Genomic DNA, 20011 nt, shown 5'->3' with positions numbered 1-20011 from the left:
GCGCTCAGGCGTCGACCGGGCCGAGCATATAGCCGGCACCGCGGATCGTGCGCAGCAGCGGCACCGCGAAGCCGTCGTCGATCTTGCGGCGCAGGCGGCTGACATGCACGTCGATCACGTTGCTGCCCGGATCGAAATGATATTCCCAGACTCCTTCGAGCAGCATCGTGCGGGTGACGACCTGATCCTTGTGGCGCAGCAGGAATTCGAGCAGCCGGAACTCGCGCGGTTGCAAGTCGATCGCGCGCCCGTCCCGACGGACCTTGCGCGAGAGCAGATCCATCTCCAGCCCCGAGCAATCGAGCCGGGTGACCTGACGCCCCGCCGCCGGCGCCTGCGCGCGGATCAGCAGCCGCAATCGCGCGAGCAGTTCGGCGAAGGCGAAGGGTTTGACGAGATAGTCGTTGGCGCCTGAGGTGAGCCCTTCGACGCGCGCATCGACCGCGCCCAGCGCAGACAGGATCAGCACCGGCGTGCTGATTTCCGCGGCGCGGATCGCGGCGAGCACCGCCATGCCATCCATGCCGGGCAGCATGCGATCGAGGATGATCGCGTCGTAGCCGCCGTCGGTGGCGTGGAACAGGCCGGTGCGACCATCCTCAGCGCGATCGACGGTATAGCCGGCCTCATCGAGACCCTTGGCGACGAACTCTGCGGTGGCGGCATCGTCTTCGACGAGCAGGATCTTGCCGGTCATCGCGGGACCGGCTGCCGCGCCGGAGCAAAATGCGCATCCATAGTCGCTGCATAGCCCATCGGATGGAGTTCTACCCGTTACAAACGCGTCATGTCATCAGGCTGTAATCGGCTGTTGCCGTCACGGGGCGGGGCGGCGTGCGGTACGGCGACGTGAACATATTTTAATGTGGTGGTCACGCCTGCGTGTGCCGCCCACGGCTAGGACGGGCGCCGAGCCTTTGGACAAAGCCCCTCGGAGTCGCATCATATGGGCCGACGCCTATCCTTCCCTGCTGAGCCGGCATCATCGTCTGTCGCCGGATCAGACGTCCTCCCGATCGCTCGACCGCTGTCCCTCGCGGACTCACCGACGAAAGAGATCATGTTCGAATTGATCAGATCCGCATTCGCCGGAGACGTTCCGACCGCAAGTCGGGACGGGCGGCCTGCCGAGCGGGAGGACGGCAAGGATAGGGCCGGCGTCGTCGCCTTCTCCGCTGGCCGCGGTGCAGCGCATGGCCGCGCTTGAAACCCGAGGATCACCGATGAACCTGCTGTGCCGGATCGTCGGCCACGATGCCAACCGTCAGCGCGCGCGGCACGATATGGAAGATTATTGGGCACCGTGCCGCCGCTGCGGCACGATGCTGGTCCGCGCGACTGCGGGCTGGCGCGCCCCCACGATCGATGAGATCGAAACGCACAATCGCAACCTCGCGCACATGGCGCAGAGGCCGCATGGCATGCGGGTGGATTGATTTTTCCTATTGCTTCCCCTGACCTCTGCTTGGGGACGGGCGCCAACGGCAAAGCCTTTGATCGCGGGGCCGGATCAGCGCCGACATCCTTGCTGCGATGCGATCAACCAGTCCCGAACCGGGGCCTCTACCATCCGCTGCGAGGATAGTCTCTTCCCCGACCCTGCGCGCCGGGGAGAACGTCACATCACAGCCTCTCCAATTCCTGACGATAAAGCTTCGCGAACGTGAAATGGACGCGGGCGGTGCCACGATTGTTGGTGCGCTCGGCGATAGCGAGGCATTCGCGCTCCCGCCGTTCAAGATAGGCTTTCTCGTTTTCCGCCAACATCTCAACTTCCCTTCGCGCAAGCATCGCCGTGGCCATTTCCGCCTCTCGTTGATGATCATCGGTAAAGCGTCCGGCAGCGCAAATCGTTCCAAGGATTAGAGAAAATCCTTTGACAGAACACCTTAAAGCAGGGGGAGCTGGTCGCGATCCTCTTGCTCTGGCGCGGCTGACGCTTCACCCATCCGCCTGACGATGGTGGCGGCAAGCGCATCCGCGGCGCGTTCGCGCAGCCCCGGATCTGGCAAGGTCAGCCCCAGCCGCGCCCAGGCAGGCGCGTCACGCAGGATCGTGGAAAGGCGGCGGGTATCGAGTCTCTGGTCCATGCCGCATGAGAACAAATAGCGAACATAATGACAAGCCCCGATGCGCCGGATCGAGGACGCGATAGTTACACCCGAGCGACGGGGTTGCGCCACGGGCGCGCAGTCGCCACCTCGGCGGAAAGCCGAGGTGCCCGTGACCCTGACATTGCCGTTCGACAACAGCTACGCCCGCCTGCCCGACCGCTTCTACGCGCATGTCGCGCCGATGAAGTCGCCCGCGCCGCGGCTGATCCGCCTCAACCGCCCTCTGGCGGAACAGCTTGGCCTCGATCCGGAGGCGCTGTCGAGCGAGGCCGGACTGCAGATCCTGTCGGGGCGGGACGTTGCCATCGGTTCCCAGCCGATCGCGCAAGCCTATGCGGGCCACCAATTCGGTCATTTCGTGCCGCAACTGGGCGATGGTCGGGCAATCCTGCTGGGTGAGGTGATCGACCGCGACGGCCGCCGGCGCGATCTGCAATTGAAGGGCGGCGGCCGTACCCCCTTCTCGCGCGGTGGCGATGGTCGCGCTGCGCTTGGGCCGGTGCTGCGCGAATATCTCGTCAGCGAGGCGATGGCCGCGCTCGGCGTGCCGACCACGCGCGCATTGGCGGCAGTGACGACTGGGGACAGCGTGATGCGCGAACTGGTGTTGCCCGGCGCAGTCCTCACCCGCGTCGCTGCAAGCCATATCCGCGTCGGCACCTTTCAATTCTTCGCGGCACGCGGGGATCAGGAAGCGCTGCGGCTGCTCGCCGACCATGTCATCGCCCGGCATTATCCCGAGGCGGCGGACGATCCCCAACCCTATCGCGCCTTGCTCGATGGCGTGATCGCCCGACAGGCCGCGTTGATCGCGCGCTGGCTTCATATCGGCTTCATCCATGGCGTGATGAACACCGACAATATGTCGATCTCCGGCGAGACCATCGATTATGGTCCCTGCGCATTCCTCGATGTCTATGATCCGGAAAAGGTGTTCAGCTCGATCGATCGGGATGGCCGTTACGCTTACGGCAACCAGCCGCGGATCGCCTTGTGGAATCTGGTGCGGCTGGCGGAAACCTTGCTCGAACTGCTCGATCCCGACGCCGAGAAGGCGGTGAAGATCGCCGAGGATGCGCTGGAGGCGTTCGGCCCGCAGTTCGAGGCGGCCTATCAGACAGGATTGCGACGCAAGCTGGGACTGGCCGCCGAACGCAACAGCGACGCCCAGCTCGCCGGCGACCTTCTGACGACGATGACCGCCAACCAGGTGGACTTCACCTTGTTCTTCCGGCGCCTCGCCGCCGCGCAGGCGCCCGACGCGGCCGAACCGGTGCGCGAATTGTTCGTGGATCCCACCGCGGCGGACGCGTGGCTGGATCGATGGCGGCAACGGCTGGCCGACGATCCGCAGGATCCCGCTGCCCGGACAGCGGCGATGAACCGGACCAACCCGGCCTATATCCCGCGCAACCATCGCGTCGAAGAAGTGATCCGCGCCGCCGTCGACAACGAGGATTTCGCCCCGTTCGAGCGGCTCGTCGAGGTGCTTGCCGTACCGTTCGAAGAACGCGCCGCGGATGCAGATTATCAGACGCCGCCACGGCCGGACGAACGGGTGATGGCGACGTTCTGTGGCACGTGAAGACGCGGCGCCACCGCAATATGCTACCGCGGGCAAATAATGCAGCTCAGGCGCAGGGAGAAAAGCCAAGCGTTTCCCGGCACATGGCCGGGAAGCGCATCTTGATGTCGCTTATGTCGGTCCGGCTGCGCTGATCAGCGATTGCGGCGACGCTTGCGACGATCCCGATCGCGATCGCGATCATCGTCCCGATCGCCGATGATCGCGCCGGCCGTGCCACCGACCAGCGCACCTTCGGTGGTGCCGAGGCCAGTGACCTTGCCGACGACGGCGCCACCCGCGCCGCCGATCAGGCCACCGCGCGTCGCGCCGGACGAACATCCGCCAACCATGATCGCGGCACCGGCAAGGCCGCAGGCGATCAACGGCCGGATGAGGTTATGGGTCATGCTCTGTCCTCCTGTCGCATTCGGCCATCAAGCGCTTGGAGGCATAGGACTTTCCGTTTGTCATGTTATGAAACATGCCGGAAAGGCGGCTGCTCATCATGCCGCTCAGTATCCAGCTTTCGAGCTGAGCACGCCAACCCTCTGAAAGCATATGATTCGTTTCGTCTGCGTCCCGGCGGCTCAGGGTCCGCTTCGTCATGCTCCGCTCGGCGATTTGCACCTTGGCGATACAGCTTGGGTGCACCGCAATGTGGGATTTCGCGGCGGTACAGCTGTTACCGGTAGCATTTACGCGGCCAACCACCGTCGGTGGTCAACGGATCGTCGCAAATCCGTCACAGAAACCTACTTTCTGGTTGCAAAAGCGAATGTTGCGATGCACAACGAACCTGCCTTTCAGGCATCCTCTCCTAGAACTTAAAAGGCCGCCTCCGGGCGGCCATTTTTTTGCCCGGCACCCACGGCTGTGACACATGCGCCACGGTTGGCCGGCGTTCCGCCCGGGCCCCTTGCCAACCACCGCCTTCCGGATAGTTTCAGCGGCAGGAGAGGATGACACTGAGGTTTCCTTGGAGGTTGTCCGATGGAAAACAGGATCGCAGACCCTCTGCTGACCGCGGGCGTGAAGACGAGCGCGCGTTGCCGGCAGTCCGGCGAACTGATCTACAAGCAGTGGTGCTACGCGCTTCGCCGGCACGACGGCAGCGAGATCTGGCTCGAGATGGATCGCATCCCGCTGCACCTTGTCGAACGGCAGGTGCTGGTGGAAGGCGTGGTTTATGGGAACGAAGTCCTTTCGGTCGAGCGGATCGGTCCTGGCTGATCAATCCTGCCGGCTGTTCGCCTATGGAACCCTACGCGACCCCGCGGTGCAGCAGCGGCTGTTCGGGCGCGGGCTTGAAGGCGATCCGGATGCGCTGTCCGGCTATGTTCCAGGCACAATCCTGATCGGCGGCACGACCTATCCGATCCTCCATCGCGGCAATGCCGATGACTGTGTTCCCGGCATCGCGCTTGCGATGACGGCGGCGGAACTCCATGCAGCCGATGCCTATGAGGGGGCGGACTATGCGCGGATCACGGTGACGCTGGAATCCGGTCGGCGAGCGTTTGTCTATGTGTCGGCGGGACTGGGCGGGTAGGCATTTGCCAACCGCCGGATGCGTCCTCCCCGAAACGGAGAGGACAATCACGCCTCAGAACAATTTCCGGAAGTTGATGCTGATCGCGCGCCCCAAGGGATCGAGATAAGCGGGCTGGTAGCGCACCGGGGTGGCGCCGGTTTCGTCGATCACCGACTGGCGCTGGTTGAAGATATTGTCGATCGACAACGAGACGCGTGCGCCGCGCAGGAAGGGGTGCTTCTGCACCAGCGTGGGCATCTGGCCGAGATTGGCGAACAGCCGCAGATCGACCGTGGCGAGGCTGCCGAAGCGCAGTGTCGTGTCGTTGCCGCCCAGCGCACCATCGACGCGTGTGGCGTTCTGCCATTCCACGCTCATCCGCGCGCCGAGACCATTGTTCGAATAGCCGAACTGCCCCTGCAGCTCGTGCCGCGGCTGGCCGCCGTTCGAATTCGTCGCATCGCCATCGAGCAGGTCGAGCGCGGGCAGCGAGGAATCGATCTCGATCCGCTCGATGAAATGCCAGGTGTGGAACAGCGCGAACTGCAGCCGGCCGCCGCCACCGCCACCGGGGCCGCGCCCGCCGCCGAAGCCGCCGCCGGGGCCACGACCGCCAAAGCCGCCACCACCCGGACCACCGGGGCCGCCGCCCCGGCCTTCGCCAGCCTGCCCGCCGCGCTCGCGATCGGCCTGGTTGGGCGGCACCTGCCCTTCGGGACCGCGCTCACGTCGGCGGTTGCCCATGATCGCGCGCAGGTCCGCCGGCATGTCCTCACGCTTGCCGCCAGCCTCCCTCCACGCCTCGATCTTTTTCTGAATCGAGGATTTCAGCGGTATCGACATGTTGAAGCCCCAGCGGAGCTGCGAACTGCGCGCGTTGGCAAAGTTGATCGGCCGGCCATCGACCTGAATCAAGGCGCCGCTGGCGTCACGCAGGAAGCGATCGGGAAAGGCCGCCTCGATCTGCGGGGTGGGCGTGGGGAAAGCCGCGATCGGATTGTCGGTGCGGCGATCGGTATAGGTCGCGGTCAACGTCAGGTCCGGCTTGTCGAACGGCTTCACCGTCAGCCCGACGCGCGTGACCGTGCGTTCGCTTTCGGTCAGCAGCGGATTGCCGCCGCCGATCTGCGATACGAACACGGTCTCCCCCCGCGCATAGTCGAAGATCGGCACGTTAGGCGTCACGATCTGCGGCGCGTTGACCTGCTGGCCGGTTGGCGCGTTCTGGTCATGCGTGCGTGAGGCGATCAGGCGGATCTGGGTGATCGGCGTCCAGCGCAGGCCATAGCCATAGGTGTTGAGCGTGCCCGCATCGGAAAGATGCTCGACCGCGGCATTGGCGTTGAGCGCGAAATCGCCGATTGCGCTGAGCACGCCGTTGCGGCGGCTGGTGATCGGCAGATCGATGTTGACTTGGCCGTTGACGATATCGCGCGAGAAGTCGGCGTTGCGCTCCACGCCCGACCGTACCGAGCGGCTCTCGACATCGTTGCTCGACGCGCCGACGCGCACGCTGGTGGTTGCCTTGCCCGCCGGCAAGGTGAACAGCGCGCCGGTTAGCAGCAGATCGCCGACGAGCCCCGAAGTGGTCGAACGCGCCCGATCGACGCTGGTGTCGCCCAGCAGGCTGGTCGGGATCGCCGCGAAGGGATTGACGGTGGGGTCGCCCGCCAGGATCGCCGCCTGCAGCGCGCTGGTATCGATGCCGCGATCGGTGCGCGTCTTCGATTCCGAAATATCGTAGGCGCCGGTGAACGACCATTGCCAGGTAGAGATCTGGCCGTTGAGTGCCACGCCGAGATGGCCGGTGCGGCCGCGCGTGCTCTGGCCGAGCGGCCCGGCGCTGTCGATATAGCGATAGAGCTGCGTCGTATCCGCAAAGGGAGAAAAGGGGCTGCCGCCGGGCAGTTGCAGCGAGGCTCCGGGCAGGCCCTGCAGGGAATCACTGTCGATGATCTCGAAGCGCGCATTGACCGAGGCCGAGATGCCGTTGCCCAGCGGCCGCGCATAGACCGCGTTGACCGCAAGGTTCTGCGTCGAGGGGCTGAGCGTGCGGAAACGGCCGACATCGCTGACCGAGGTCTGGTTGGCGCCCGGCACGAACGCCGCCAACGACGGCGTACTGCGCGCGGCCGATCCGGGCACCGCCACCACCGTCACCGGCGCGCCGGCGAGCGCGGACAGCGCCGGATCGATTTCGCTGTCGCCGTCGGGCGCGGTGATATTGCCGGTGAGCGAGAAGGGCCGCGAGGGCGCGGCGGCGGTGATGCCGCGTTCGTTTTCCAGCAGTCGCGTGGCGCGCGAATATTCGAGATCGAGGTTGAAGCGGTTGTCGTTGCGGATGCGCAGCAGCCCTGCCTCCACCTTGCCATTCTCACGGCCGCCATCGGTGGTGGTGCCCGCGCGCAGTTCCGCGGTCTCGGCGCGGAAGCGCCGGCGAAGCACGATGTTCACCACCTTCTGGTTGGCGGCATAGCCATATGAGAGTGCGACTTCTTCCGGCAGGATATCGACGCGCTCGATCGCCTCGGGCGGCATATCCTGGATCTCTGCGAAGGCGGAGATGCGCTTGCCGTTGAGCAGGATCACCGGCGCGCCGCTGGCGGCGTTGGTCTGCGGTGCGAGTTCGGTGATCAGTTCGGCGATTGAGCTGACCGCATAGGAACGGATGTCGGCGCTGCTGAGCTGCTGTTCCGGCTTCACATTGCCGACGACCGATCCGCGTTCACGCGCGCCGGTGACGACGATGTCTTCGCCGGCCTCCTCGTCCGCCGCCTCGGGATCGGTCGCGTCCGCCGGCTGCTCCGGCGGCGGTACCTCGGCACTGATCTGGGCCATCGCCATTGGCGATACGCCAGCCGCCAACGCCGCAATCAACACCCGACCCAAAAGCCGCATACGCCATCCCACCTTTTACCGATGGCAGAGCGTTACCGGCGACTTGTCGCGCGATTGTGGCGACCGATGCGGAAAATGTCGCAAATTGTCGCAATTGGTCGAAACAGCCGCAACCGTTGCACATCGGCGACATCGGGTTGGCATTCGGCATGGCGATTTGGTGGGCGGGCCTGCGCGTGGCGGCCATGAGATCAGAACGGCGTCTCATCCCCGTAGACGCTGGTCGTGCCGCTGCCGATGCCGGTGCCCTCAGCCCGCCCGCACACTGCGAGCATCGTCAATGCATAGACCAGCGCGCTCGACGCCATGTCTTCCGGCGTCGGCCGCCAGCGCGGCATGCCCGTGGTGATCGCGGGCACGCGGTGCATGTTGAAGACGTTATGATCGCGCCACATGCTCGCATAGACCGGATGGGCAAGGTCCACCGGCGTACCGCGCGCGAGGCGCGTGGCGGCATCGACCGCGCCGACGAGCGGCGCCACCGCGCCGACATCCGCCTCGAAGCCATGGCGGACGACCATCGCCTCGACGTCGAACTCCTCGACATCCACGCCGCGCATCGCTTCGACGATCCCGTGATAGGCGTCGGCAGCCTTCTGGCGCGGGTTGAGCGTGACATCGAGGTAGAGCGCACACACCTCGGTCCCCGCGCCGAAGTCGATCGGCATACCGCCGCGCACCGAGGCGAGCTGGACCTTAGGCACCGATCGCCCGCCAACCGTATCAAGGATGGAGTCGCGTTCGAAGGCGAGGCTCCAGGCGTGGATTGCGTCGATCACCGGACCCAGCCGATAGATCGGGTTGGGATGCTGGCGCGCGTCGACCGGCGCGTCGAGTATCGGCGTGAACATGCCACGCCCGAACACACGGATGCGGAACAGCGCATAGCCGCAGCCCTGCGAGGTGAGGCCGAAATCGGTGCCCTCCGCGGCGATCGCATAATCGGGCGCGACACCACCGTGGTGGAACAGGTAATGCGCGCCGATATCCTTGCCGTTGAAGCCGATACCGGAAAATTCCTCGATCGGCTCGGGCCCGATCTCGCCCGGGCAGGCGGTGAGCCACGTCTTGCCGGCAAGGCCGATGCCGGCCTTCTTCAGCGCCTTGGCGGCGATCAGGAAGCAGGACATCGGGCCGCGATCGTTGGAGATCGGGTAACCGCGCAGCCGGCCATCCTCCAGCCAGCACTGCGTCCATTCGGGATCGGCCAGGGTCGACTCGCGATAGCGGAACGCGTTCTGCTCCGGCATGTTCGACGGGCTCTCGGTATCGAGATGTGCGGTGAACAGCAGGTTGGCGCCCCGCCCCTGGCCACCATATTCGCCGATGACATTGGGCCGCTCGGGCGTCGCCCCCACTTTGCGCGGGCGGAAGCCCTCCCGCCCCATCCAGCCATGGACGAACTCGGCGGCCGCCGCTTCCTCGCGCGAGCGGCTGGGGATGTTGCCGAGAGTCAGCGCCAGTTCGACGAGTTCGTCGGTGTCGATCGCGGCCGCGATCGCGTCACGTTCCTCAGCCGTCACCTGATAGGGCGCATTCGCAGGATTGCAGAAGGCAGGATCGATCATGCGCTCTTGTGCCGGGTCGGGACCGTCGGCCATCTTGTATCTCCTGTCAGGCGCCGTGGAAGGCGAGTTTATCGGCCGGAGCGGCGCGGTCATCGAAGCGCGGCAGCAGCAACAGCAAGAGCGCGCCGACGATCAGGCATGCGCCCGCCGCGACCAGCGCATGCGCATAGGTCTGCTGCGCGTCGAACGCGGCGTCCAGCAGCACGGGCGTGAAGCCCTGCGCCACGATCACCGCCGAATACATCGCGCCGATGATCGTGCCGAAGGAGCGCAACCCGAAATAGCGCGCGATAAAATAGGGCAAGGCGCCGAACTGACTGCCGAGGCCGATGCCGAGCAGCACGCCGCCGACGATCAGCGCCGCCATGCCCTGCCCCAGTTGCAGCAGCGCGAGGCCGGCCACCGCCATCAGATACATCGGCACGACGATCCGCGGCGTCGGCACTTTGTCGAGGATGCGGCCGGTGGCGATCTGCCAACCCGAGGTGACGAGCGCGAAGACGCTGACCACCGCTGTGCCGGTCGCCACGTCGAAGCCGCGATCGCCGAGGATCGGCACGACATGGCTGAAGATCGCGGTCGTGCAGCCCGCACCCGAGGCGATCGCGATCAATGTGAGCCAGAAGGCCGGCAGCCGCGCCGCCTCCGCGAGTGCCAGCCCTGCCTGCGCCTCTCCCTCGCCGGTTCCGCCCGCGGTACTGCGATCACGCAGCAACAGCACGAGCACCGGCACCGCAACCAGCAGCATGGCGGCGGCGATACCGAGATAGGCGCTGCGCCAGCCATAGGCCGCCATCAGCGTGGCCGCGAGCACCGGCAGGATCACCGACCCCACGCCATTGCCCACCCCTGCGCTGATGCCAAGCGCGGTGCCCCGCCCCTGATCGAACCAGTCGGCGACGACCTTCTGGAAGATCGGGGTACCGCCGATCGCGCCGAAGACGGAGATCATCGCGAAGGTCGCGTAGAACTGCACCAGGCTGCCATTGGTCAGCGCCAGCGCGGCGATCGACAGTGCCAGGCCGATGATGCCGATGATCAGCGCGCGCCGCGCGCCATGGCCGTCCACATAACGGCCGACCAGCGGATAGATCAGCGCGCCACCGGCGGCGAGGATGCCGAGCACCACCGAGATGCTCGCGCGCGGCCAGCCGAACGCGTCGGACAGCGGCACGAGGAACAGCCCGAACACCGCATGGACCGCGGGCGTGACGCTGACCGCATTGCCGACCGTGCAGGCGAGCAGGACGCGACCGCGCCCCATCACAGCACCGGCCAGACGCAGGGCACACTCATGCCCGCGCGTGCCAGCACCGCGCCGCCCGCCGCCTCGACCTCGGCATAGAGTTTTTCCTCGTCGATCAAGGTCGAGCGATAATCGTCGACGACGCGCACGCCATCGACCCAGACGCTGTGCACGCCGCGCCCGTCCGCCGAATAGACGAGCTGGTTGAGCACATTGAGCAGCGGCCGCCACTCCGGCCGGTTGCGGTCGTGCAGCACGAAGTCGGCCTTCTTGCCGACCTCCAGCGAACCGATCAGATGGCCGAGCCGGGCGCCGCGCGCGCCGTTGATCGTCGCCATTTCGAGTATCTTCGATGCGGGAAACAGGCTGGCATCGCGCCGCGCATCCTTGAACAGGCCGGCGGTGGCGAACATCGCGCGCATCATGTCCGCGGCGTTGCCATTGTTGTTGCCGTCGGTGCCGAGCTGCAGGTTGACGCCGGTCGCCGCCATTTCGGGAAACAGCCCGACCGCGCTTGCGCCATAGGCGCCCTTCATCGCCGTCATCGGGCAATGGGTGATGCTGGTGCCGCTGTCCGAAAGCAGCCCGACCTCAGCCGCATCGAGATGGATGCCGTGGGTCAGCGACAGATGCGGCCCCAGCGCCCCAAGCGCGGCGAGGTGCGAAATCGGACGCTGACCGGTTTCGGCCAGATAGAAATCCGGGTCGGCAGGATCGGCGCTCATATGCGCGGTGACGCCCGCGCCGCTGTCCTGCGCCAACGCCGTCGCCTCGCGCCACAGCGTATCGGTGGCGGTGTTGTGGCCGACGAGGCCGACCCATCCGGCGAGCAGCGGATCGCCCGCCACTGGATAGCGCGCGAGCTGCGCCTTAAGCCCGCTGACCGCGCGCGCGGTGAGCGCCGCCTGATCATCGCCGGGCACGAAGGCGCGATCCTGCGTCCATTGCCCCAGCCGGCCGCGAATGCCGGTGGCGGCGAGCGCCTCCATCACCGCGCCGAGATCGACGATCGTCCCCGCCTCGACGAAGCAGGTCGTGCCCGTGCGCAGCATCTCCAGCGCCGCGAAGGTCGCGGAGATCGCCTCCTCTTGCGGCGTCTGGGCGAGATAGGTGGGGATCAGCCAGTCGAACACATTGGTTCGCCAGTCCGTATCGTCGGGCACGCTGCCGCGCGTGATGGGTTCCCCGGTGATATGGATGTGGCCGTTGACGAAACCGGGGGTCACGACGAAGCGGTCGCGCGCCTCGATCGTCTCGCGTGCGGTGACGGCATGCTCGACCTCGGCGGATGGCCCGACCGCGACGATCCGATCACCAGTGATGGCGATCGCACCATCCCGGTAGATCCGCCGCTGGTCGTCCATCGTGACGATCCAGGCGTTTCGAACCAGCAGATCCACCGGCGCCGGCACCGCCCCGGGCGCGCCGGCATCGCCGGTCATCGGGTCCACGCCGCCACGACCGCATCGGTGGTGGTGAGAAGGACGCAATTCTTTTCCATCGCACTCAGCGAGCTTTCGTGCAGCCCCGGTTCGTAGGCGGCGCAGGCATCGGAGACGAGGAACACGTCATAATCGCGGTGGAACGCCTCCCGCGCGGTGGAATCGACGCAGCAATCCGTGCTGAGCCCGCAGATCACCAGCGTATCGATGCCACGGGCCTGCAACTGTGCGTCGAAGTCGGTGCCGTGGAAGCTGTTGTAGAGCAGCTTCTGGACTTCGATGTCGCCCGGTTCGGGGAAGATGCGGTAATAATCGGCACCCGGTTCGTCCGCGCGGCAGATCGCCTGCTCGCCGGGACGGCCGCGGCGCGCGAACAAGGTCTTGAGCGCGCGGCTGTCGGTTTCGGGCCGGGTCACCACGCGCATCAGCGCGACGGTGGCACCGACGCCACGTGCGGCGACGACCAGCGCCTCGCACTTGTCGATCGCCGCCTCGGCGGGCGAGAGATCGACGCCGACGCGGCCGAGCAATCCCTCGGGCGCGGCGAAGTCGATCTGGATGTCGATCACGACGAGGGCGGTCTTCGCGGGATCAAGCATCGGCGGCAGCAGCGCCGCGTCGATGTGCGGCAGGTCGATCACGGCGTCAGCCATGCGCCAGTTCCTTCACCTTGGTGGGGAAGCGCTCACGCAGCACCGGCAGCACCTCGTTGCCGAACATCGGGATGCCCTTCAGATAATCCGGGAAGATCAGCATCAGCCCATCGGTCTGCGCGGTTTCGAACAGTTCGGTGAGCTGTTCGATCACGGTGGCCGGCGTGCCGATGACCGCCGCGGTCATGAAGCCCGAGCGGCTTTTCTTGACGAAGGCATTCTCCTTGCCGATCTCGGCATCGAGGAAGCCATAGGCGCGCATCATGCCCTTCAGCGCATCCTCGTCGAGCCCCTCCCGGAAATGCTCGGCGGTCGCCTTCGCCTCGGCATCGGTGTCGCCGAACACCACCGTCAGCATCGAATAGGTGCGCACCGTGCGGCCGAGTTCGGCGGCATCCGCCTTCGCCTGCGCGCTGGCCCGCGCCAGTTCCTCGGAATCGCTGCCCGAGAGGAAGATCGCGTCCAGCTCATCCGAGGTGAATCGCATGCCCTTCTTGGAAGACCCCGCGCAGACGAGGAAGGGCCGCGTATCCGGCTTCGGCCAGCTCTCGCACTGATCGAGCTGGAAATATTTGCCGTCCATGGTGACCGAATCCTCGGACCACAGCGCCTTGATCGCGCGGATCCATTCATAGGCGAGGTCGTAGCGCGCATCGTGATCGACGCCCTCCGGCCACATCCCCATCTGCGCGAATTCGCCCTTGTAGGATCCGGTAACGATGTTGAGCCCGGCACGGCCGTTGCTGACCTGCTGCAGGGTCGCGAGCATCTTGGCGGCGACCGCCGGGTTCTGGACGATGGTGTGGATCGTCGTCCACACCTTCACCCGACTGGTCACCTCGGCCAGCGCCGCCATCAGCACGATCGGGTCGAGCGAGCTGTTCCAATGCTCGGTATCACCGCCATAGCCGCGGAACTTGGACATCGACATGATGAAGTCGAGCCCCGCCTCTTCCGCGGCGATCGCCACCTTGCGGTTATAGGCATAGGACCCGTCGAGCACCGGTTTGTTGCGCGACAGGATCCAGCCGCCATTCGCGATCGGCAGAAAAATGCCGAGATCCTTGCCGCCGGTGTCGGACGGCAAACCGAAGGCGGTGGGCGTAAACATCGTCAAAGCGGCCTCCCCAGAGAATGGGTTTAGCTTAGGCAGGCAAGGTCCGGGTTCTTGATCGGATGCGCATGTTCTGTTGCGGCCTGTGCAATGAAGGCGTCGACGGCGGCGCGGGTCGGCATGGCGGGCGCGGCACCGCGCACCTGCGTGCACAGCGCGGCGGCGGCGTTGGCGATGGGCAGCGCGGCTTCCAGCGTGACGCCGGCATCGAGCTGTGCGGCCAGCGCACCGCAGAAGCAGTCGCCGGCGCCGATCGTGTCGACCGGTACCACCGGCATCGCCGGCACGTGGAGATGACGATCCGCCCACACCGCCAGCGCCCCGCCGGCGCCAAGCGTCACGACCACGATCTGGTCGGGCCGCCCAATCAGCCGGCGCGCGACCAGCGCTTCTTCCACCGTGCGCGGGGTGACCGACAGTTCGAGAAAGATGGCGAGTTCGTGCTGGTTGACGATCAATACATCGACATCGCCGAACAGCCGGCGGCCGTCGAGCACCGGTGGCGCGGCGTTGAGCATGCGCAGCCGGCCGCCCTCCGCGAACAGCGGCGCCATCGCATCGACCGGCGTTTCGAGCTGCGCGAGCAGCACGCCGCCGGGCTTGATCGCAGGCGCCGTCAGCCGGGCGTTGGCGCCCGCGGCAAAGATGATCTGGTTCTCCCCCGCGGCATCGACCGCAATATAGGCGGTGCCCGTCTGCGCGCCGGCGAGCACGCCGACACCTGCGACGTCGACGCCGGCTTCGGCGAGCTGCGCGCGCATCCAGCCGCCCGCCTCATCGTCGCCGACCGCGCCGATCATCGCGGTCTCGGTGCCCATCCGCGCCGCCGCCACCGCCTGGTTCGCGCCCTTGCCGCCCGCCAGCCGCTCGACACCGCTGGCCGGCACCGTCTCGCCCGGTGCGGGAATGCGCTCCACCGAAGCGACGATATCGACATTGACCGAACCAACCACCTGAACCGCCATCATTCACTCCCGAAACCAGGCACGAAGCGGAACACCCGCAGCGCCCGCGGTTCAAGCGCGAATCACCGGCCATGCGCCCGACCGCAAGAAATGCGACAGCTTCGACCAAGAGCGGAGACGCGGGCAGCGGCTAAGCCGCAGGCCAAATCCAATGAGGGGAATGGCATGACGACGTGGCTCATCACCGGCATCGGCAGCGGCTTCGGGCGCACCTTGGCAGAGGCGGCGCTGGCGCGCGGCGACACCGTGGTCGGCACCACCCGCAATGCCGATGGCCGCGCCGCGTTCGAGGCGGTGGCGCCGGGCCGTGCGCACGCGCTGGTGCTCGACCTGCGCGACGAGGCGGCGGTGCACGCCGCCATCGCCAAGGCCGAAGTGCTGACCGGCGGCATCGACCGGCTGGTCAACAATGCCGGTTACGGCCTGGTCGGCGCGATCGAGGAGGTCAGCCTGGCCGAGGCGCGGGCCTTGTTCGACATCAACGTCTTCGCGCCGATCGCGATGATCCAGGCGGTGCTGCCGGGCATGCGGGCGCGCGGTCGCGGCCATATCGTCAACATTACCTCCGTCAGCGGCTTCGCGCCGTGGGGCGGCACCGGCCTCTATGGCGCCAGCAAATATGCCTTCGAATGCATCGGCCAGACATTGGCGCAGGAGGTCGCGCCGTTCGGCATCCGCGTGACCAACGTCGCCCCCGGCGGCTTCCGTACCGGTTTCGCTGGCCAGGCGCTCAACGTCGCGGCACGCGAAATCGCTGCCTATGAGGATGGCGCCCACGCCGCCCGGCGCAGCCTGCAGTCTAACACCGGCAAGGAAAAGGGCGATCCCAACCTCGCCGCCGCCGCCATCTTGACCGCACTCGACGCGCCCGAGCCGCCGCTCCATCTGCTACTCGGCGCCGACGCTCTCCATTATGCGCGCGACCAGTTCGCCTTCGTCGAATCGCAGATCGCGACCTGGGAAGAGCTGTCGCTCGCGACCGCCTATCGCGACTGATGCACCCGCCCCTCGCCTTGCCCGACTGGGCGATCGCGCGCGGTCGCGGGCTCAACGCCTTCGACCGCATCATCCACGGCCGGACGGCGCTGGTGGTCATCGACATGCAGCGTGCGTTCGTCAGCGAGGGCGAGGTGTTCGGCAACGCCAATGCGCGCGCGATCGTGGCCCCGGTCAACCGGCTGGCCGCGGTTGCGCGTGCCGCCGGCATGCCGGTGATCTGGACACGCCAGACGGTGAGCGACCTGCCCCCGCTGGCGATGCCGGACTGGCAGTATGATCGCGGCAACCCGCATGTCGCCCGCGCGATCGAGGCGCTGCGTGTGGGCGCGGCACCGCATGCGCTGCACGACGGCATGGCGATCGCCGCCGGCGACGTCATCCTCGACAAATATCGCTACGGCGCCTTCATCTGTCCCGCCGGCCAACTCGCCCGCGCGCTTGAGGCGCGGGGGATCGAAATGATCCTGGTGGCCGGCACGCTGACGAACGTCTGCGTGGAATCGACCGCGCGCGACGGCAACATGCTGGGCTACCGGGTGGTGGTCGCTTCCGACGCAACCGCCGCGGTGTCCGATATCGAACATGACGCGGCGTTGCTTAATCTGGGGCTGAACTTCGCCGATGTGAAAACGGTGGCGGAGGTTGAGGCGATGCTTTGAGAATTTTTGCTCCCCGTCGCTGCGCGCCGGGAGGAAATATCGCCAACCACCAGCATTGCCCACCAACTACTAGCCAATCATTCCGTCGCCAGAACCACTCGCAGCACCCTCGATATTCCATAAACCAGGCAAATCGGCCGTTTCCAAAAACTGGCACGCCCCTTGCTGAGCATAGGACAGGTCCGATCGGGACCGAGACCAAGGTTCAAGACGAGGAGTTAGACCCATGACCAACACGATCATCGCCCGCCTGTCGATCGCCATCAGCGCCATCGCCCTGACCGCCGCCCCCGCCTTCGCCAAGCCCGTCGAGACGCCCGCCGCGGTCGACGCCGCGACCGCACCCGAGGCGCTGCCGATGAACCAGAAGATCTGCATCAAGGCCGACCTGACCGGCTCGCGCATCCAGAAGACGATCTGCCGCACCCGTGCAGAATTCATCGCGCTGGACGGCTTCGATCCGAGCGTCTCGGTCAAGAAGTAAGTCGGTGGCTCTGTTGACCAACGGCGCACCCGGCGCCGTTGGTGCTGCCACTGATCCAGATCACCTCCCGGGAACGACGCGCCCTTCCCATCATTGTTCCTGATGCCACTCCCTTCGAACAGGCTCAGGATGATGCGCGCATGACCGACCAACCCCTGAATCCCGGCGACGACGCTGCCCCCGGCACCCCCGGCACCGGCGAGAATATCTGCCCGCAATGCGGCGGCAGCGGCACAATCGATGGCGAGACCTGCGAGAATTGTGCCGGCAGCGGCCGCATCGTCGAAGGCATCGGCGGCGCATGATCAACGGGCGGCGGCACCCCCCGATGCCGCCGCCCGCGCCCGAAGGATCAGGAAATCAGACGCGGCACCGCACTGGTACGGATGTCGAAGCGGGCTTCCGGATGTTCCGCGCCGCCGTCACGCGGCGCGGCTCGCACCTGGACGACGCCGTTCTTGCCGAAGCCCGGCACCACCGGGCGGCCCGAATCCCGGCTCAGCCACAGCCGCAGCAGATGGCGGCGACGCTGCGGCTCGGGAAAATCATAGAAGATCGTCCGTGCGTGGAGCGCGGCATAGTTCGACAGCCACTGGATGTCGCCGGGCCGGAAATCCATCTCGATCGCCATGCCCTGCTCGTACGTGATCTCGTCGAACAGCCGCAGCACCTCGATCTGATCGGCGGTCAGTTGCGGCACACCGGGATATTCCTGCGCGGTCAGGATGTAGAGCGAGCCCGCGTACATGCTGAACACGCCATCGACCATGCTGACGATCGGCGAAGTGTAGGTGTCGGACGGCGCCTCCGGATCCTGGCGGCGCCAGTCCCAATGGAACGGCTCCAGCAGCAACGGCGCCAGGTCGGGGCGGCGGCGGAGGATCTCGTTGTAGATCTCGGCACCGGAAACGAGGCAGGATAGCCCGCCCTCCTTCGCCGGACGCAGGCACATCAGCGCCACGATGTCCGAACTGTCCGAATGATAGACGAGCTGGTCGCGCACCTTGGAGGAGCGCGCGGTAGGATCGTCCATCATCTTGTCCGACGTGGCATAGACATGGTCGATCACGTCGCCCATCTCGTTCTGCCGGATCGGATCGCCCATGTGCAGGCCGAGGATGTAGTAGATCGCGGCCGACAGCGGATCCGAATAGAGATGCGTGCGCAGCCCGCGCACCAGCACGAAGCCGCGGCCATAATCCACGTCGCGGCCCCATTCCTCGACCGCATCCGCGCAGGCGACCAGCGGATAGTCGGACGCCTGCACGGTGCGAAGGTCCGGATCCGCTTCCACGAAGCGCGTGCCCAGCGTCTCGAGCTCGGCGACCTGCGCGTCGTTCAGCCGATAGATCCATTCGCCCGTCTCGGCCAACCGATCCCCACGCCACGCCGCAGACGTGGTGACCGGGGGCAGAGCCTCCGCCGTTTCGGAGAGCGTGAGAACCGTCATCGAGGCTTCCTTCTTCGAACCTGCCGTTGATAGGGGATCACGCTAGGCCAGACGACCCGTCGGCGACTTGTCGCCTGATGCCGAAAGACTTTCCGTGCCGCGAAACGGGCGCGCGACCTCGAACGGCCGGCAGCGAGCACTGCCGCTGTCCGCGGCGCGCCGCGTCACGCAGGGGATCAGGCGTCTGCCAGCACCACTTCGCCGCCCAGATCGGCACTCCGCAGTGCCGCATCCAGCACGCGCATCACCGCGATCGCCTCGGCCGGCGGCACCGGGTTCGCCCCCTCCCCGCGAAGCGCTGCGGCGAGCGCGTTCCAGAACAGGCAATAGTCGCCGGGCACGCCCGCGACCTCGTCGCTCGCGCCGTCAGCCCCGGTGAAGCGTCCCGGCACCGAGTCGACCCCCCACTTCTCGCCACCGGGCACCACACCCCGCAGCGACGCTGCCTCCTGCGGATCGAAACCATGTTTTATCCAGCTGCCGCCGGTGCCGTGAACCGCGAAGCGCAGGCTGTGCTCGGCGACCAGCTTGCTCGAATGGAGGATCGCCCGGCGGTCGGGATATTTGAGCGTCACATGAAAATAATCGGCGGACGGTGCCCCGACGCGCAAGGTCGCAATGTCCGCCGATACCGCGGTCGGCAGCCCGAACAGTTGCAGCGCCTGATCGACCAGGTGCGGCCCGAGATCGAGCCAGGCACCGCCCGTCCGCGCTTCCTTCCACACCGGAGCGGGCTGCGGTCGCCAGCGATCGAAATGGCTTTCGAACTGCACGACGGCGCCCAGACGCCCTTCGGCGATCAACCCCTGCAAGGTCAGGAAATCGGCATCCCAGCGGCGGTTCTGGAAGATGGTGACCAGCCGCCCCGCGGCCTCGGCGGCATCGGCAACGCGGCGCGCGTCGGCAAGGCTGGTAGCGAACGGCTTGTCGACGAGCAGATGCTTTCCGGCCGCCAGCGCGGCGAGCGCATGTTCGGCGTGCAGATCATCGGGGCTCGCGACGATCACCAGCCCGATATCGTCGCGTGCAAGCAGCGTCGGCACATCCGGGCAGACCGCCACATCGGGCAGATCCGCCTGCACCTTAGCCGCATCGCGCGATACAACCGCCCGCAACGCGAGTCCCGGCGTGACCTCCACGAACGGCGCATGAAATGCGCGACCTGCCAGACCATAGCCGATTAATCCCACGCCGATTTCCGTCATACCTGTCTCCGCCCCTGATGCACCGCTCCGACATAGCTCATGCCAGCGCAGGCAAAAACATCATACAAATGATGTGTGTTCGCGCTATGGGGTGATCGATCGCTTTCAAAACGGAC

General features: G+C 66.4%; 21 protein-coding genes. 8 read left to right on the top strand and 13 right to left on the bottom strand.

All coding sequences use genetic code 11. The features are described 5' to 3' along the window. Positions 1–4: 4 nt before the first annotated feature. Positions 5–697 carry a winged helix-turn-helix domain-containing protein gene (locus FHS96_RS02695; RefSeq protein WP_429587791.1) on the bottom strand — a complete coding sequence of 231 codons (693 nt, stop codon included), beginning with the start codon at positions 695–697 and terminating at the stop codon, positions 5–7. Between the two features lie 526 nt (positions 698–1223). Between FHS96_RS02695 and FHS96_RS02690 the strand changes: the two genes are divergently transcribed. Next, positions 1224–1436 (top strand): hypothetical protein, encoded by a 213-nt coding sequence (locus tag FHS96_RS02690; protein ID WP_429587790.1) that lies wholly within the window; start codon positions 1224–1226, stop codon positions 1434–1436. A 187-nt stretch (positions 1437–1623) separates the two neighbouring features. Here FHS96_RS02690 and FHS96_RS02685 read toward each other — a convergent pair whose 3' ends face one another. Both FHS96_RS02685 and FHS96_RS02680 read right to left on the bottom strand, forming a co-directional pair. After that, the gene (locus FHS96_RS02685) at positions 1624–1803 is read right to left on the bottom strand and encodes a hypothetical protein (RefSeq protein WP_429587789.1); all 180 of its coding nucleotides are present in this window, start codon (positions 1801–1803) and stop codon (positions 1624–1626) included. An 86-nt stretch (positions 1804–1889) separates the two neighbouring features. Further along, complete coding sequence (locus FHS96_RS02680; protein ID WP_429587788.1) at positions 1890–2090, bottom strand: DUF6771 family protein; 201 nt, start codon at positions 2088–2090, stop codon at positions 1890–1892. Between the two features lie 127 nt (positions 2091–2217). Between FHS96_RS02680 and FHS96_RS02675 the strand changes: the two genes are divergently transcribed. After that, entirely contained in the window at positions 2218–3699 is a 1482-nt protein-coding gene (locus FHS96_RS02675; RefSeq protein WP_429587787.1) for a protein adenylyltransferase SelO, read from the top strand. Between the two features lie 134 nt (positions 3700–3833). On the opposite strand, the gene FHS96_RS02670 is transcribed toward FHS96_RS02675, so the two are convergent. After that, a complete protein-coding gene (locus FHS96_RS02670) occupies positions 3834–4088 on the bottom strand; it encodes a YMGG-like glycine zipper-containing protein (RefSeq protein WP_429587786.1) in 255 nt (84 codons plus the stop codon). A gap of 583 nt (positions 4089–4671) precedes the next feature. On the opposite strand from FHS96_RS02670, the gene FHS96_RS02665 reads away from it, so the two are divergent. After that, entirely contained in the window at positions 4672–4911 is a 240-nt protein-coding gene (locus FHS96_RS02665; RefSeq protein WP_429587785.1) for a DUF5818 domain-containing protein, read from the top strand. Then, on the top strand, positions 4868–5230 hold the full coding sequence (locus tag FHS96_RS02660; RefSeq protein ID WP_429587784.1) for a gamma-glutamylcyclotransferase family protein: 363 nt from the start codon (positions 4868–4870) through the stop codon (positions 5228–5230). Before FHS96_RS02665 ends, FHS96_RS02660 begins: the two co-directional genes overlap by 44 nt. A gap of 54 nt (positions 5231–5284) precedes the next feature. On the opposite strand, the gene FHS96_RS02655 is transcribed toward FHS96_RS02660, so the two are convergent. The 7 genes from FHS96_RS02655 to FHS96_RS02625 all read right to left on the bottom strand — a co-directional run bounded on the left by FHS96_RS02655 (position 5285) and on the right by FHS96_RS02625 (position 15098). Continuing rightward, positions 5285–8050: a TonB-dependent receptor gene (locus FHS96_RS02655; RefSeq protein ID WP_429589572.1), complete on the bottom strand. Its 2766-nt coding sequence runs from the start codon at positions 8048–8050 to the stop codon at positions 5285–5287. A gap of 251 nt (positions 8051–8301) precedes the next feature. Beyond that, a complete protein-coding gene (locus FHS96_RS02650) occupies positions 8302–9711 on the bottom strand; it encodes a zinc-binding metallopeptidase family protein (RefSeq protein ID WP_429587783.1) in 1410 nt (469 codons plus the stop codon). A 13-nt stretch (positions 9712–9724) separates the two neighbouring features. Continuing rightward, positions 9725–10942 carry an MFS transporter gene (locus FHS96_RS02645; RefSeq protein ID WP_429587782.1) on the bottom strand — a complete coding sequence of 406 codons (1218 nt, stop codon included), beginning with the start codon at positions 10940–10942 and terminating at the stop codon, positions 9725–9727. Continuing rightward, a complete protein-coding gene (locus FHS96_RS02640; RefSeq protein ID WP_429587781.1) occupies positions 10942–12366 on the bottom strand; it encodes an amidohydrolase family protein in 1425 nt (474 codons plus the stop codon). Before FHS96_RS02640 ends, FHS96_RS02645 begins: the two co-directional genes overlap by 1 nt. After that, positions 12363–13019, bottom strand: coding sequence for a cysteine hydrolase family protein (locus FHS96_RS02635; protein ID WP_429587780.1), 657 nt, complete (start codon positions 13017–13019; stop codon positions 12363–12365). Before FHS96_RS02635 ends, FHS96_RS02640 begins: the two co-directional genes overlap by 4 nt. Then, positions 13012–14136, bottom strand: a complete 1125-nt coding sequence (locus tag FHS96_RS02630) for an LLM class flavin-dependent oxidoreductase (RefSeq protein WP_429587779.1) — start codon at positions 14134–14136, stop codon at positions 13012–13014. Before FHS96_RS02630 ends, FHS96_RS02635 begins: the two co-directional genes overlap by 8 nt. 23 nt (positions 14137–14159) lie before the next feature. Continuing rightward, positions 14160–15098, bottom strand: coding sequence for a ribokinase (locus FHS96_RS02625; protein ID WP_429587778.1), 939 nt, complete (start codon positions 15096–15098; stop codon positions 14160–14162). Positions 15099–15263: 165 nt separating this feature from the next. Between FHS96_RS02625 and FHS96_RS02620 the strand changes: the two genes are divergently transcribed. From FHS96_RS02620 to FHS96_RS02605, 4 genes are all read left to right on the top strand, one after another. After that, a complete protein-coding gene (locus FHS96_RS02620; protein ID WP_429587776.1) occupies positions 15264–16094 on the top strand; it encodes an oxidoreductase in 831 nt (276 codons plus the stop codon). Next, the gene (locus tag FHS96_RS02615; protein ID WP_429587774.1) at positions 16094–16756 is read left to right on the top strand and encodes a cysteine hydrolase family protein; all 663 of its coding nucleotides are present in this window, start codon (positions 16094–16096) and stop codon (positions 16754–16756) included. Before FHS96_RS02620 ends, FHS96_RS02615 begins: the two co-directional genes overlap by 1 nt. A 226-nt stretch (positions 16757–16982) precedes the next feature. Further along, positions 16983–17240 carry a hypothetical protein gene (locus FHS96_RS02610; RefSeq protein ID WP_429587773.1) on the top strand — a complete coding sequence of 86 codons (258 nt, stop codon included), beginning with the start codon at positions 16983–16985 and terminating at the stop codon, positions 17238–17240. Positions 17241–17380: 140 nt separating this feature from the next. Next, positions 17381–17545, top strand: coding sequence for a hypothetical protein (locus tag FHS96_RS02605; RefSeq protein ID WP_429587771.1), 165 nt, complete (start codon positions 17381–17383; stop codon positions 17543–17545). Between the two features lie 47 nt (positions 17546–17592). Here the strand turns inward: FHS96_RS02605 and FHS96_RS02600 are convergent, their stop codons facing one another. Together FHS96_RS02600 and FHS96_RS02595 are read right to left on the bottom strand one after the other, a co-directional pair. Continuing rightward, entirely contained in the window at positions 17593–18690 is a 1098-nt protein-coding gene (locus FHS96_RS02600) for a TauD/TfdA family dioxygenase (RefSeq protein WP_429587770.1), read from the bottom strand. A 176-nt stretch (positions 18691–18866) separates the two neighbouring features. Then, on the bottom strand, positions 18867–19895 hold the full coding sequence (locus tag FHS96_RS02595; RefSeq protein ID WP_429587769.1) for an oxidoreductase: 1029 nt from the start codon (positions 19893–19895) through the stop codon (positions 18867–18869). Between the last annotated feature and the right edge of the window lie 116 nt (positions 19896–20011).

Source organism: Sphingomonas zeicaulis (genome assembly GCF_050433225.1).
Classification (GTDB): Bacteria; Pseudomonadota; Alphaproteobacteria; order Sphingomonadales; family Sphingomonadaceae; genus Sphingomonas_D; species Sphingomonas_D zeicaulis.
The sequence above is the reverse complement of the archived record's forward strand: the minus strand, read 5'-3'. Positions and strand labels throughout refer to the sequence as shown.